The organism is Isoptericola sp. 178 (assembly GCF_030586525.1).
GTDB lineage: Bacteria > Actinomycetota > Actinomycetes > Actinomycetales > Cellulomonadaceae > Isoptericola > Isoptericola sediminis.
In genome coordinates this window covers 913,013-927,212 of record NZ_JAUQYN010000001.1, presented here as the reverse complement: position 1 = coordinate 927,212, position 14,200 = coordinate 913,013, and the positions used below count along the sequence as shown (strand labels likewise).

At 70.2% G+C, this 14,200-nt stretch carries 11 protein-coding genes; 4 read left to right on the top strand and 7 right to left on the bottom strand.

The genetic code is table 11. The annotated features are described in order from the left end of the window. Nucleotides 1–221 precede the first annotated feature (221 nt). A complete protein-coding gene (gene dnaB, locus Q6349_RS04315; RefSeq protein ID WP_304603004.1) occupies nt 222–3,038 on the bottom strand; it encodes a replicative DNA helicase in 2,817 nt (938 codons plus the stop codon). Between the two features lie 296 nt (nt 3,039–3,334). On the opposite strand from dnaB, the gene Q6349_RS04310 reads away from it, so the two are divergent. Continuing rightward, nucleotides 3,335–4,657 (top strand): MATE family efflux transporter, encoded by a 1,323-nt coding sequence (locus Q6349_RS04310; protein ID WP_304603003.1) that lies wholly within the window; start codon nt 3,335–3,337, stop codon nt 4,655–4,657. Nucleotides 4,658–4,796: 139 nt separating this feature from the next. Here the strand turns inward: Q6349_RS04310 and Q6349_RS04305 are convergent, their stop codons facing one another. The 6 genes from Q6349_RS04305 to Q6349_RS04280 all read right to left on the bottom strand — a co-directional run bounded on the left by Q6349_RS04305 (nt 4,797) and on the right by Q6349_RS04280 (nt 10,397). Continuing rightward, nucleotides 4,797–5,738, bottom strand: a complete 942-nt coding sequence (locus Q6349_RS04305; RefSeq protein ID WP_304603002.1) for a hypothetical protein — start codon at nt 5,736–5,738, stop codon at nt 4,797–4,799. Between the two features lie 255 nt (nt 5,739–5,993). Then, nucleotides 5,994–6,443 (bottom strand): 50S ribosomal protein L9, encoded by a 450-nt coding sequence (gene rplI / locus Q6349_RS04300; protein ID WP_171246653.1) that lies wholly within the window; start codon nt 6,441–6,443, stop codon nt 5,994–5,996. A gap of 16 nt (nt 6,444–6,459) precedes the next feature. Then, nucleotides 6,460–6,696: a 30S ribosomal protein S18 gene (gene rpsR / locus Q6349_RS04295; RefSeq protein WP_106265817.1), complete on the bottom strand. Its 237-nt coding sequence runs from the start codon at nt 6,694–6,696 to the stop codon at nt 6,460–6,462. A gap of 79 nt (nt 6,697–6,775) precedes the next feature. Continuing rightward, the gene (locus Q6349_RS04290; RefSeq protein WP_171246654.1) at nt 6,776–7,312 is read right to left on the bottom strand and encodes a single-stranded DNA-binding protein; all 537 of its coding nucleotides are present in this window, start codon (nt 7,310–7,312) and stop codon (nt 6,776–6,778) included. A gap of 117 nt (nt 7,313–7,429) precedes the next feature. After that, entirely contained in the window at nt 7,430–7,720 is a 291-nt protein-coding gene (gene rpsF, locus Q6349_RS04285; RefSeq protein WP_304603001.1) for a 30S ribosomal protein S6, read from the bottom strand. 175 nt (nt 7,721–7,895) lie between these two features. Then, nucleotides 7,896–10,397, bottom strand: coding sequence for a transglycosylase domain-containing protein (locus Q6349_RS04280; protein WP_304603000.1), 2,502 nt, complete (start codon nt 10,395–10,397; stop codon nt 7,896–7,898). A 289-nt stretch (nt 10,398–10,686) separates the two neighbouring features. Between Q6349_RS04280 and Q6349_RS04275 the strand changes: the two genes are divergently transcribed. The 3 genes from Q6349_RS04275 (at nt 10,687) to Q6349_RS04265 (ending at nt 14,071) form a co-directional block, all read left to right on the top strand. Further along, complete coding sequence (locus tag Q6349_RS04275; RefSeq protein ID WP_304602999.1) at nt 10,687–11,358, top strand: PadR family transcriptional regulator; 672 nt, start codon at nt 10,687–10,689, stop codon at nt 11,356–11,358. After that, nucleotides 11,355–12,446, top strand: coding sequence for an inositol-3-phosphate synthase (locus tag Q6349_RS04270; RefSeq protein WP_304602998.1), 1,092 nt, complete (start codon nt 11,355–11,357; stop codon nt 12,444–12,446). Before Q6349_RS04275 ends, Q6349_RS04270 begins: the two co-directional genes overlap by 4 nt. Nucleotides 12,447–12,730: 284 nt before the next feature. Further along, nucleotides 12,731–14,071, top strand: a complete 1,341-nt coding sequence (locus tag Q6349_RS04265) for an MFS transporter (protein ID WP_304602997.1) — start codon at nt 12,731–12,733, stop codon at nt 14,069–14,071. Nucleotides 14,072–14,200: the final 129 nt, after the last annotated feature.

Below are 14,200 nucleotides of genomic sequence, written 5' to 3'. Positions count from 1 at the left end.
CAGGATCGCCGTCGGCCTGCTGCGCGACGAGCCCGTCCCACGTCCGGGATCCGCTCGCCGGGCAGGTACTGCTCGACGCCGTGAAGGCCGGCGGTTTCCGGGAGCCCGAGGACGGCCGTGCTGTGCCGGTGTGCCCATCGCTCGGTCGCTGCGAGCTGGTCACCGGTGAAGTGCGGCAGGATGCTCGCTGCAATCTAGGCTGCACGTCGACAAAAAGCTCGCTAGACCTGCATGTCGACGAAGCGCGAGTAGTGGCCCTGGAACGCCACCGTGATGGTGTCGGTCGGACCGTTACGGTGCTTGGCGACGATCAGGTCGGCCTCACCCGCGCGCGGGGACTCCTTCTCGTAGGCGTCCTCGCGGTGCAGCAGGATGACCATGTCGGCGTCCTGCTCGATGCTGTTGTGGACAGCGATGCCGTTGGCGATGAAGTTGTGGGTGCCGAGCACCGTCGCGTCGAAGACCTGTTTCTCCCCCACCGGCTCGATCGACACGACCTCCTCCCACAGCAGGTCGTTGACGGCCTCGATCTCGAGATCAGCCTCGTCGAGCACCTCAGCGACGACGCCCAGCCGCTGGCGCCCGCCGTCCTGAACGGTGACCGTTCCTGCAACAACCACCTGGGCACTGAGGACGTCGCGCACCTCGTCCCAGATGTGGCGGGTCCCCCCTCGCGCGCCGGACGACTGCGCACGAACCTGCTCCAGCAGCCGAGCCGCCGCAGCGGTCTCCGAACCGTCGATCCCGATCTCCTGCAGGAACCGTCGCAGATCGTCGACCCCGTCGACGGTGAGACGCGGGTTCGAGGGTGCCGTTGTGACCCGGGTGGCGATGCCGAATCGCAACAGGAGCCGGGCGACTCCCTCGAGGACCCGCCGCGATCCAGGCAGCGTCACGCGTCCATCGTCGTCCGAGCCCAGCACTGCACCGCGATCGGTGAACAGCGTCTTGAGGAAGAGCGCGATCTGGTCCTTCGGCAGGTGGAAGACCGCTGCCGGGACGCCGAGCTCGGGAGCAGCCCAGTCGCCGTCCGCGAGAGAGGCAACCTGCGCCGACGATTCACCGCCACCGAGCAGGTGCGCCAGCATGACGACCTTGCGGTCGTCCCACGCAGTGTTCTGCTCCGGCCCCGGGACGTGCCGCGGCACACCGAGCCTGGACCCGACCTCGAGCTCGCCGAGGGGGGTCCAGCCCTCGTAGGTGAGGAACGGGTGGTTCGCCGTCGCCTCGATCTCCTTGCCGGACGCCAACCGCAGCCGGTACACCGGCTTCACCCCGGTGGAGAACACGTGGGTGAGGTGGCGGCGCACGTACTGCAAGCGGTCGTTGAGGGCCCACACCGGCACGTCGGTAGCGCCCTCCGCGTGGAGCTCACCCATCGTCGTTTCGGCGCCCGTGTCGGCGCGGAGGATCTTCGTGTCCTCGGTCAGGCAGCCCGACTCACGCAGGTCCGACATCTGCGGCTTCTTGTCGCTGCGGGTCTCGGGACCACGGTTCAGCTGCGACAAAGCGATGACCGGGACCTCGATCTCCTTCGCGAGCAGCTTCAGCGCACGCGAGAACTCGGAGACCTCCTGCTGCCGGGACTCGACCTTCTTGCCGGACGTCATGAGCTGCAGGTAGTCGACGATGACGAGCTCGAGGTCGTGCTTCTGCTTGAGCCGGCGGCACTTGGCGCGGATCTCGGTCAGCGACATGTTCGGCGAGTCGTCGATGAACAGCGGCGCCTCGGAGACCTTGCCCATGATCTTGGCCAGCTTCTGCCAGTCGTCGTCGCCCATGGAGCCGTTGCGCAGCTTCTGCAGGTGCACGCGCGCCTCGGCGGACAGCAGACGCATCGTGATCTCGTTGCGGCTCATCTCGAGCGAGAACACCACGGAGGTCTTCTGGGCCTTGATCGACGCAGCGCGGGCCAGGTCCAGCGCCAGGGTCGAGTTGTGGGTCGGGATCATGGCCCGGCTCGCCAGGTAGAGGTGATCCGCATGATCGATCTGGACGCAACGCACCGGCACCGACACTGCCGGGCGCACGGCCACGATCTTCCAGGCCGCGCCCGGGCGCGACACCGAGTGCGCCGCGCCGCGATCCATCGACGCCACGATCGCCTCGGTCGTCCGCACCGATGTATCGACGGGATCGCCGGTCAGGCTGGTGGCCCACTCGTGCTGGGCGTCCGCGACGATCGTCGTGCCGTCGTCGAACTCCACCTCGTAGCAGGCCCGGTCGGTCAGGACCTCGGTGGCCTCCACGACGCGCGTGGGCGTGCCGTCGGGAGCGAGCAGCTCGTCGCCGACGGCGACCTCGCCCATCGTGGTCCAGCCGTTCGGCGTCGGCAGCGGGGTGTCGAGCGCGAGCGCCTTACCCATGGCGGGTCGCGCGGCCACGACGATCATCTGCCCGGGGTGCAGACCGTTCGTCAGCCGGTCGAGGTCCGCGAACCCGGTGGGCACGCCGACCATGCCCTCGCCACGGTTCCCGGCGGCCTCGATCTCGTCCATCGTGCCGCCGATGATGTCCGCCAGCGGCGCGTAGTCCTCGGTGGTCCTGCGCTCGGTGACGGCGTAGATCTCCGCCTGGGCGTTGTTGACGACGGTCTCGACGTCCCCGCCGTCGGTCGCGTACCCGAGCTGGACGATCTTGGTGCCGGCCTCGACGAGACGGCGCAGCACCGCCCGCTCGCGCACGATGCGCGCGTAGTAGCCGGCGTTCGCGGCGGTCGGCACCCCGGCCATGAGGTCGTGGATGTAGGAGGCGCCGCCCATGCGGCCGATCTCGCCGCGCTTGGTCAGCTCGGCCACGACCGTGATGGCGTCGGCCGGCTCGCCGCGGCCGTAGAGGTCGATGATCGCCTCGTAGATCGCCTCGTGCGCCGGCCGGTAGAAGTCGTTGCCGCGGATCTGCTCGACGACGTCGGCGATCGCGTCCTTGGACAGCAGCATGCCGCCCAGCACGCTCATCTCGGCGTCGAGGTCCTGGGGAGGGGTGCGGTCGAAGGCCGGCCGTGATCCGTAGCCTGCTTCGAGCTCCTCGATCGACATGCGTCCCCCAGTCCGGTTCTCACCGGAATCAATGCCCCACGTGGGCTCGTTCACCGGTCGTCAAGGTCTTGTTCTAGCGTGCGCCTCTGACAGTGTGGATGACGCTAGGCGCGCCCAGGGACCGACGCAACGGACCCTGTGGACGAACGTGTGGACCCCGGTGTGGAAGACTGCCCACATCCTGTGCACAGCCGGTGGACAACCCTGTGCACAACTGGGGAAATCTGCTGTGTACAAGCCCCGAAACGGGGTGTGAACAGCCACGACGTCGTACTCATGCTGTGGAGGAAAACTCGGTGGGTGACTTCCGCCGCATCGACCGCGAGATCCTCGCGCTCGCCTGGCCGGCCCTCGGCGCCCTCGTCGCGGAACCGTTGTTCGTGCTCGTCGACAGCTCCGTCGTCGGCCACCTGGGGACGGCCCAGCTCGCCGGGCTCTCGCTCGCCTCGACGATCCTGCTGACCCTCGTGGGGCTGTGCATCTTCCTCGCCTACGCCACCACCGCCGCCGTGGCGCGACGGCTGGGCGCCGGGCACGACCGCGAGGCCCTCCAGTCCGGCGTCGACGGTATGTGGCTCGCCCTCGGGCTGGGCCTCGTCCTGGGGACACTCCTGTGGACGGCGGCGCCCGGGGCGGTCTCCGCCATGGGTGCCACCGGCGAGGTCGCCGACCACGCGGTCACCTACCTGCGGTGGTCCTCCCCCGGGCTGCCCGGCATGCTCCTCGTGCTCGCCACGACCGGTGTGCTCCGCGGACTCCAGGACACCCGTACCCCCCTGTGGGTGGCGTCCGGCGGGGCGGTGTTCAACGCCGTCGGCTCGGTGACGCTCGTCTACGGCGTCGGGATGGGGATCGCCGGCTCGGCCCTCGCGACGACGACGGCGCAGCTCCTGATGGGAGCCGTGCTCGCCGTCGTCGTGGTCACCGGGGCCCGACGCCGGGGTGCCTCGATGCGCCCCCACCACGCGGGCATCTGGGCCAACGCGGTCGCCGGCGCTCCCCTGCTGGTGCGCACGATCTCGCTGCGCCTGGCGATCCTGCTGACCGTGTGGGTCGCCACCGGGCTCGGCGCCGTCGCGCTCGGCGGGCACCAGGTCGTCAACAGCCTGTGGGGACTCGCGGCCTTCGCGCTGGACGCCCTCGCGATCGCGGCGCAGGCGCTGGTCGGCTTCGGCCTCGGGTCCGGCGACACCGCCCGGGTGCGCGCCGTGCTGCGGCGGTGCCTGCAGTGGGGCGTCGGCGCCGGGGCGCTCATCGGCGTCGTCCTCGCGGCGGCGTCCTGGTGGATCGCCCCGCTGTTCTCCCCCGACCCCGACGTGCGTGTGGCCATCACCGCCGGGCTCGTCGTCTGCGGGGTGTTCATGCCGATGGCCGGGTGGGTGTTCGTGCTCGACGGCGTCCTCATCGGCGCCGGGGACGGCCGGTTCCTCGCCTGGGCGGGCATGCTCACCCTCGTGGTCTACGCGCCGGTCGCCCTGGCGGTGCGCTCCTGGGCTCCGGAGGGTGCGGTGGGGCTGGCCTGGCTGTGGGCGGCGTTCGCCGGGGTCTTCATGCTGGCCCGCGCCCTGACGACTGGTCTGCGCGCCCGCGGCGAGCGCTGGATGACCACCGGCGTCTGACCCCGATGCCGTGTTCAGCTGCGCCCGCTCGGCAGTTCGTGCCTGGATCGGCATCTTGAACTGCCGAATGAGGCACGAACTGCCGATCGCGACTCGTCGGTGCGAGCCTCCCGCTGGTACCCGCGACGGCGGCCCCCGGTCAGCGCGGCCGGGACAGCAGCGGGTTCCGGCGCGCCGTCCCGCGCACGGCAGCCGGGAAACGGGCGAGCAGCCGGTCCGCCACCGCCTGCGGGTCGTGGGCGTCCTTCGACGTGACACGCAGCAGCTGGATGCCGGTCGCCTCCGTGATCGCGTCGGCGCGGCGCTTCTCCTCGATACGTGCCCGGTCGGGATCGTGGTCAGCGCCCAACGCACCGGTCCGGTACTTCACCAGCCCGTCGAACTCCGCGAGAACCGCGTGCTCGGGCCAACCGATGTCGACGCGGAAACGTCCGAGCCGCGTGGCGACGGGTACCTGGGTCCGCGGCCGCGGCAGACCGGCCCAGTGGGCCACGTAGCGCAGCCACGACTCCCAGGGACTCTCGGCACCCCGGTCAGCGAGCTCGAGCACGAGCAGCCCACGCCGGCGGCCACGGGTCCGCGCACCGATCAGTGCCCGCGTGGCCGACCAGTCGAGCCCACGGACCAGAGCGGAGTCGGCGATCACGAGTCCCTCCAGCGGAGGCATCGTCGTGGCGCAGTCCGCCACGGTGCGTTCCAGGGTGGTCGACGGCAGCCCCAGAGCCTCGGTGCGCTCCCCCGGCGGCACCGGCGTCACGTGCCGGTGCACGTCCTGAGCGGCGCGCGACGACGCGCGGTAGGCCTGCAGCACGTGGATGCCGCTCGGCAGCCGCCACAGCGGGAGTCCGTGGAGCATCGCCGCTGTCGCGTGGCTGAACCAGTGGCCGGCTCGCAGCTGTCGGTCCAACGCCCGTGCCCGGTCGATCTGCAGGTCACGCGCCGCACTCCGACGCCCTCCGTCCGGAGCGTCCGGCACGGACCGGTAGGCACCTCGTCGGATGCGCTCGATCTCGCCGGCGCGGCACGCCTGCCGGAGGTCCGACGGCAAGGACTCGCGGGCGATCACGATCTCGGAGGGCACGGACTTCAGCATCGCGGCCCGACCGAGGGGTCACCGCTGGTCATCCACAGCCTGGGGATTCACTCGGCAGTTCGTGCCTCGTTCGGCAGCTTGAACTGCCGAGCGAGGCACGAACTGCCGAGCGCGTGCTCGTCTCGGTGGCGGGCGCGGACCGGTCCATCGGCGGGGCGGCACGAGCACCGACGCTCACGGGGCACGACGAAGGCCCCGGCTCCCCATGACGGGAACCGGGGCCTTCGGACGATCGGACCGGCGTCAGCCGGCGACGACCTCCAGCTCGATCTTCGCCGACACCTCGGGGTGCAGGCGGATCGACACGGTGTGCTCACCGAGCGACTTGATCGGCTGGCCGATCTCGATCTTGCGCTTGTCGACGGACGGGCCGCCGGCCGACTGCACGGCCTTGGCGATGTCCGCGGTCGTGACCGCACCGAACAGGCGGCCGGACTCGCCGGCGTGCGCCTCGACGGTGTAGGTCCGCGACTGGATCGACTCGGCCGCGGCCTGGGCGTCCTCGCGCGTGGCGATCTCGCGGGCCTTGCGGGCCTTGCGGATCGCGGAGATCTGCGACTCGGCGCCCTTGGTCCACGGCGTGGCCAGCGAACGCGGGATGAGGAAGTTACGGGCGTACCCGTCCTTCACCTCGACGACGTCGCCGGGCTCACCGAGACCGGTCACCTCGTGGGTCAGGATCAGCTTTGCCATGATCTGGATCCTTTCCTCAGCGGGCCGACGACGAGTACGGCAGCAGGGCCATCTCGCGCGCGTTCTTGACGGCCTTGGCGATCTGGCGCTGCTCCTGCACGCTCACGCCGGTGACGCGACGCGCACGGATCTTGCCGCGGTCGGAGATGAACTTCCGCAGCAGGGCGGTGTCCTTGTAGTCGACCGTCTCGACCTTCGCGGCCTTGAGCGGGTTGGCCTTCTTCTTGGGCTTCCGCACCACAGGCTTGGCCATGGTGTGTGCTCCTTCTCAGGTGTGGACCTCTCCGGCGCGACGCCGGGAGGTCACGGGTGATTCTGGATGTGGGCGACGATCAGAACGGGGGCTCGTCCGAGAACCCGCCGCCCGAGGACGCCGGGCCAGCCGTGGCCCAGGGGTCGCTCTGCTGTCCGCCGCCGGAGGAACCGAATCCACCGCCGCCACCGGGCTGGCCACCGGCGTTGCCGCCGTAGCCGCCACCGAATCCGCCGCCACCGCCACCGCTGCGCTGAGCGCGGGCGACCTTGGCGGACGCCCACCTCAGCGACGGGCCGATCTCGTCGACCTGCAGCTCCACGACGGTGCGCTTCTCGCCCTCGCGGGTCTCGAACGAACGCTGCTGAAGGCGGCCCTGCGCGATGACGCGCATGCCCTTCGTCAGCGACTCGGCGACGTTCTCCGCCGCCTCGCGCCAGATGGAGCAGCGCAGGAACAGCGCCTCCCCGTCCTTCCACTCGTTCGACTGACGGTCGAACGTGCGGGGCGTCGACGCGATCGTGAAGTTGGCGACGGCTGCACCCGACGGGGTGAAGCGCAGCTCCGGGTCCGCGGTCAGGTTTCCGACGACCGTGATGACGGTCTCACCAGCCATGCCAAGCTCCTTCGTTCGTCCGCGAGATTCGGCTGTCCTCGATGGTCCAGTGGCATCCCATCACGGGGCACCGACAGGTGCCCAGCGAGGATGCGGGGTGACTCGGTTCAGCGGGTCTCAGTGAGCAGCGGCGCGGAGCGTCTTGATCCGCAGCACGCCCTCGTTGAGGCCCAGCTGACGGTCCAGCTCCTTCGCGGTGTCCGGCGTCGCGGTGTAATTCACGACGGCGTAGATGCCCTCGGAGCGCTTGTTGATGTCGTACGCCATGCGGCGACGACCCCAGATGTCCACGTTGTCGACGCTGCCGCCGTCGGTCGTGACGACCTTGAGCAGCTTCTCCAGCGTCGGGGCCACGGTGCGCTCCTCGACCTCCGGGTCCAGGATCACCATCAGTTCGTACTGACGCATGAGTTCAACCCACCTCCTCTGGTCTCAGCGGCCACGGTCGTTCCGTGGCAGGAGGGTTAGTGCGTGCGTCGGCCGTGCCCTGCCGTTCCCCGAGCGGGGGCGGCGTGGTACGGCCAGTCGACCAGGATACCCGCTACAGGCACCCCGGACGAAGTTCATCGTCGGGTGGCCTCGGTCACCCGTTGCCGTTCCCGTTGCCGTTGCCCGGCTGGTCCGTCGGGGACGGTGACTGCGACGGCTCCGAGGTCGGCTCCTGCGTCGGTTCCTGGGTCTGCTGGGGCCCGGACGAGACCACCATCGTGACGGTGGACCCGGACTCGACCTCGCTCCCGGCGCCGGGCTCGGTGCGGATCACCTGGCCGCGCTGGACCTGGTTGCTGGGCTCCTCGACCACGGCCGTCGAGAGACCGACCCGGTTGAGCTGACTCTCGGCCGAGCCGGCGGACTGCCCGACGACGTTGGGCACAGCGACCTTCTGCTGCTCCTCGACCTTGCCGGTCGAGACCCAGAGCGTGACCGTCGACCCCGTCTGGACGGAGCCGCCCGTGTCGTAGACGTTCACGACGGTGCCCTTGCGGGCCTCGTCGTCGGTCGCCTGCGTCGCCACCGACAGGCCCAGGCTCTCCAGCAGCCTCGTGGCCTCGTTGATGTTCATGCCGACGAGGTTGTCCGGCAGCTCGACCCACTCGGCGGTCTCGCTCGGCGTCGGGGACGGCTCGAACGACGGCGTCGGCGGGGTGTACTCGGGGAACTCCGCGATCTCCTTGCCCTCGAGCGCGACCTGCATGAACTCGGTCCACGCGGCGGCCGGCCAGGTCGAACCGGTGATCTCGCTGTAGGGGCCGAAGGCCTCGATCGGCGCCTTGTCCTTCATGATGCCCTGCTCGACATCGACCGTCTTGTACTGCCGCAGGTTGACGACGGTCGCGAGCTGCGGGGTGAAGCCGGTGAACCAGGCGGTCTCGTTGTTGTTGGCCGTACCGGTCTTGCCGGCCACCGGCCGGCGCTGCCCGTCCGGCCCGGTGAGCTCGAGCGCGGCGCGCCCCGAGCCCTTCTCCACGACCTGGGTCATCGCGTAGGTCGCGGCGTTGATCACGTCGGGTTCGAAGCGCTTCTCGGCGGTCGTCTCCCTCGCGTAGCGCTGGGTGCCGTCCATGTGCTCCACCCGGTCCACGATGTACGGCTCCACGTGGTAGCCGCCCCCGGCGATCGTGGCGTAGGCCTCGGCCATGTCGATCGGGTAGACCGAGTGGGTGCCGAGCACGTTGGACGCATAGGGCGCGATCGGGTCGTCCTCGTCCTCCCGGATGCCGAGGCGGTGCGCGACGTCGACGGTGCGCTTCGGCCCGTTCTCGACGTTCAGCTCGACGTAGGCGGTGTTGATCGAGTGCGTGGTGGCCTCGACGAGGTCGACCTCGCCGTACGACTCCTCGCCGAAGTTGTTGACCGTGTAGCCCTCTTCGTTCTCGCCCACGCCTTCGAAGGTCTTCGGGGTGTTGCCGTCGAAGCGGTCGGTGAGCTGGACCCCGTCCTCGAGCGCGCCGATCAGCGTGAACGGCTTGAAGGTCGAACCCGCCTGCACCCTGTCCTGGGTGGCGGTGTTGAGCGACTGCTTGAGGTAGTCGGCGCCGCCGTACAGCGTCACGATCGCCCCGGTCTCGGGATCGATCGACACCAGGGACGCACGGATGTTCTTGTTCGCGTCCTCGGGCAGGTCCTTGACGATCTTCGCTGCGGTGCGCTGCAGCTTCGGCTTGATCGTCGTGTGGATCTGCAGGCCCCGGGACTCGAGGTCCTCCTCGGTGAACTCCCCGGTGGCGAGCAGCTCCTTCTTGACGGCGTTCATGATGTAGCCCTTTTGGCCGCCGAGGCTGTTGCTGCTGGTGTCCTTCTCGACGAACTCCGGGAACTGGGCCGAGTCGGCCTCGGCCTGGGTGATGTAGCCCTGCTCGGCCATCCGGTTCAGGCTGCGCTCCCAGCGGGCCTTGGCGATGTCCGGGTTCTCCGACGGGTCGTAGCGCACGGGCGCCGGGATGATCCCGGACAGCATGGCGGACTCGGAGTAGGTCAGGTCCTTGGCGTCCTTGTCGAAGTACGCCTGGGCGGCCGCCTGGACGCCGTAGGCCCCGCGGCCGAAGTAGATCGTGTTGAGGTAGCGGTCCAGCACCAGCTCCTTCGGCTGGTTCTGGGCGATCTTCATGGCGATGATCGCCTCGCGCGCCTTGCCGGCGATGTCGCTCGTCTGGCCCAGGTAGTAGCGCTCGACGTACTGCTGCGTCAGCGTGGAACCGCCCTGCCGGGAGCCGGTCGTGAGGTTGGTGAACGCGGCACGCGCCATACCGAAGAAGTCGACACCAGCGTCCTCCCAGAAGGACTCGTTCTCGCTGGCCACGACCGCGTCGCCGACGTGCTTGGGCAGGTCCTCGTAGGCGACGATCTCGCGCTTGACGCTGGAGAACGTGCCGATCTCCTTGCCGTTGGCGTAGTAGACCGTCGTCGCCTGGTGGTCGACGTCGTCGAGGTTCTTCGGGATGGCGGTCGACGTCCACGCGGCGAAGAAGACGCCGGCGCCGAGCGCGACGAACCCGAGCACGCAGCCGACGACGATGCGCCACGACGGCAGCCACCGCTGCACAGGGCCCAGGCCCCGGCGCGGATAGTTCCAGAAGCGACCCACGTCCACCCTTTCGAAGTGCGATGTCCTCGACCCTGTTCCGCCCCCTGCGGACACGAGGAACCCCACCGAACACTAGGGGATGCGCGCGGCGGGGTGTCGAGATGGACGCGCGACGCAACCGTTTGTGCGCCGGTCGTCCCCAGACCTCTGGCCGCGGCTCCACGAGCCCTTCACATTCGCCGCGCCGGAGCGGCCGATTGCCGCACCGTCGCGCTCGTCCTATCCTCGTGATGTATCGACTCGATACAACGCCATGAGAGGTGCCGTCGGCACGGGAGGGAGAACACGGGTGCGCAGTCGCTCGAACGTTCTCGAGACGGCCGTCCTGGGTCTGCTCAGCTCTGCCCCGTTGCACGGCTACGAGCTGCGCAAGCGGCTCAACCTGCTCCTGGGTTCGTTCCGCGCCTTCTCCTACGGCACCCTCTACCCGGCCCTGAAGTCCTTGGTCGGACGAGGCCTGATCGAGACGGTCGACCCCGACCCTGCCACGCCGGCACGCTCCGGAGCCTCCGGGGCGTCCGGGCGGACGGCGTCGGGCACGAAGCCCCTCACGGGACGTCGTGGACGGATCGTCTACCGGCTCACCCCGGAGGGCAAGGAACACCTGCAGACCACTCTCGCCTCCGCCGGCCCCGCGGCCTGGGAGGACGAGAGCTTCGACGTCCGGTTCGCGCTGTTCGCGCAGACGGACGCCGAGACCCGCCTCCGCATCCTCGAAGGCCGGCGCACCCGGCTGACCGAGCGCCTGGAGGCGGTCCGGGAGTCCGCAGCCCGGACCCGCGAGCGGCTCGACGAATACACTCTGGAGCTGCAGCGGCACGGACTGGAGCAGGTCGAGCGCGAGGTGCGCTGGCTCGACGGGCTCATCACGACCGAGCGCGACCGCGTCAGCGGCCGTGACCGCGACCACGACGCCGGGGCGCATCCCGCCCCGGCCCCGAGAAACAAGGAGCGAGGATGACCTCCGTCCGCGTTGCCATCGTCGGCGTCGGAAACTGTGCATCGTCCCTGGTCCAGGGTGTGCACTACTACCGCGACGCCGACCCGTCCGACACCGTCCCGGGTCTCATGCACGTGCAGTTCGGTGAGTACCACGTGAGCGACCTCGAGTTCGTGGCGGCGTTCGACGTCGACGCGAAGAAGGTCGGCTTCGACCTGGCGGAGGCGATCAACGCCTCCGAGAACAACACCATCAAGATCGCCGACGTGCCGCCCACGGGTGTCATGGTCCAGCGTGGCCCCACCCTCGATGGGCTCGGCGACTACTACGCCGCGACCATCGACGAGGCGGCCGACGAGCCGGTCGACGTCACCCAGGCGCTCAAGGACGCGAACGTCGACGTCCTCGTCTCCTACCTCCCCGTGGGGTCGGAGGACGCCGACAAGTTCTACGCGCAGTGCGCCATCGACGCGGGCGTGGCCTTCGTCAACGCCCTGCCGGTCTTCATCGCCTCCGACCCCGAGTGGGCGAAGAAGTTCGAGGACGCCGGCGTGCCGATCGTCGGCGACGACATCAAGTCGCAGGTGGGCGCAACGATCACGCACCGCGTGCTCGCCAAGCTGTTCGAGCAGCGCGGCGTCGTGCTGGACCGCACGTACCAGCTCAACGTCGGCGGCAACATGGACTTCAAGAACATGCTGCAGCGCGACCGCCTCGAGTCGAAGAAGGTCTCCAAGACCCAGGCCGTCACCTCCAACCTGACCGGCGCGCTCGCCGGCAAGAAGGAGGACCGCAACGTCCACATCGGCCCCTCGGACTACGTCGCCTGGCTCGACGACCGCAAGTGGGCCTACGTGCGCCTCGAGGGTCGCGCGTTCGGCGAGGCGCCCCTGAACCTGGAGTACAAGCTCGAGGTGTGGGACTCCCCTAACTCGGCCGGCATCATCATCGACGCGATCCGCGCGGCGAAGATCGCCAAGGACCGCGGCATCGGCGGCCCGATCCTGTCGGCGTCGACGTACTTCATGAAGTCCCCGCCGGTCCAGATGGAGGACACCCAGGGCCGCGCCCAGCTCGAGGCCTTCATCGCCGGCGACGTCGAGCGCTGACCCGGAGCGTTCGGACGGCCCGAGTAGGCCTCCGCTTCCGCCGGTTCCCGAACGTCTCGTCCCGCTGCACGTCGCCCGTCGATCTGCAGCGGGACGAGACACTCGGCACACCGAGCCCGGGCGTCCTGAGTCGCGCACGCGCGTCCTGACTCGCGGCGGGACGTCCTGACTCGCGGCGGGACGTCCTGACTCGCGGCGGGACGTCCTGACTCGCGGGACAGGGCGGCGCCGCGCCACGCGGGTGAGCCCCTCCGGGCCGCGCCGCACCATGGGAAGGTGGAGCCGTGGGAGCTCTGGTCGAGACCTGGCACGACCTGCGCGCTCTCCTGCGCCTGGAGGGGTTCCGCCGGCTGTTCGCCGTGCGGCTCGTCTCCCAGGCCGGCGACGGCATGTTCCAGGTCGGCCTGGCCGCCCTCCTCTTCTTCTCCCCCGAACGCGCGGGGACGGCGACCGGCGTCGCGAGCGCCTTCGCCGTCATGCTCGCGCCCTTCACGATCGTCGGCCCCTTCGCGGGCGTGTTCCTCGACCGGTGGCGGCGGCGCCAGGTGCTCGCCCACGGCAACGCCCTGCGCGTCCTCATCACGGCGGCCATGGCCGCGATCATGCTCACCGTCGGCCTCGAGGGCAGCGGCGACGTCTGGGTGATCCTGCTCGGGCTGCTGGCGCTGAGCGTCAACCGCTTCCTCCTCGCCGCGCTCAGCGCAGGGCTCCCCAACGTGGTCGCGGGCCCGTACCTGCTCACGGCCAACTCGCTGACGCCCACCCTCGGCGCCGGCGCCGTCTTCCTCGGGGGCGGGGTCGCCCTGGCCATCGGGCTCGGCATCCCGGACGGACCGGCCCACGACGCGGCCGCGCTCGTGTGCGCCGCCGTCGTCTTCGGTGTCGCCGCGCTGCTCGCCCTGCGGCTCGGCCGCGACCAGCTGGGTCCGGAGCATCCCGCCCGCGGCCACCTCGCGGCCGAGATCTCGGACGTCGCTCACGGGTTGGTCGACGGCGCCCGCTACCTGGCCGCCCGGCGGACACCGGGCCAGGCGCTGCTGGTGATGGCCGCCCACCGGTTCCTCTACGGCGTGGTCTTCATCGCCGCCATCCTCATCTCCCGCAACCTGCTGGCCGATCCCGGCCAGACCGCCGCGGGGCTGGCGAACTTCGCCCTCGTCCTGGCGGCGACCGCGGTCGGCGGCGCGTGCGCCGTCGTCATCACCCCGGTGCTGTCCCGGCTCACCGGGGCCCAGGGCTGGATCGTGTGGATGCTGCTGCTGGCCGCGGCCTCCCAGCTCCTGCTGTCCACCACGCCGTCCCGCACGATCGTGCTGGTCGGTGCCGGTCTGCTCGGCCTCGCCGCCCAGAGCGCCAAGATCGCCGTGGACACCATCGTCCAGCGCGACACCCACGACGACTTCCGCGGCCGCGCCTTCGCCTTCTTCGACGTGCTGTACAACGCGGCGTTCGTCGGTGCGGCGGTGCTCGCCGCCTGGACGGTGCCCGACGAGGGGTGGTCGCGGGGTCTGTTCCTCGTGCTCGCGCTCGCCTACGTCGGCGTCGCGGCGCTGCTCGGGTTCGCCGGGGCGCGGCACCCCGCTCCGGTGACGGTGTCCGGGGACCCGGCCCGCGTCGACAGATGAGTCCGGCGACGAAATCAGGTCGCCACCGTGACAGGGAATACCGCAGGCTGAGAACGCCTTGATCCGACGGGTCCGTCCGTGCGCAGCGCCGCCCGCGGTCGACGACGTCCGAGCGAACCACCGGGAGGT

Excerpts from the sequence above, each read along its gene's own strand:
- dnaB (WP_304603004.1), bottom strand. The coding sequence starts at position 3,038 with ATGTCGATCGAGGAGCTCGAAGCAGGCTACGGATCACGGCCGGCCTTC.
- rplI (WP_171246653.1), bottom strand. The coding sequence starts at position 6,443 with ATGGCAAAGCTGATCCTGACCCACGAGGTGACCGGTCTCGGTGAGCCC.
- rpsR (WP_106265817.1), bottom strand. The coding sequence starts at position 6,696 with ATGGCCAAGCCTGTGGTGCGGAAGCCCAAGAAGAAGGCCAACCCGCTC.
- Q6349_RS04290 (WP_171246654.1), bottom strand. The coding sequence starts at position 7,312 with ATGGCTGGTGAGACCGTCATCACGGTCGTCGGAAACCTGACCGCGGAC.
- rpsF (WP_304603001.1), bottom strand. The coding sequence starts at position 7,720 with ATGCGTCAGTACGAACTGATGGTGATCCTGGACCCGGAGGTCGAGGAG.
- Q6349_RS04270 (WP_304602998.1), top strand. The coding sequence starts at position 11,355 with ATGACCTCCGTCCGCGTTGCCATCGTCGGCGTCGGAAACTGTGCATCG.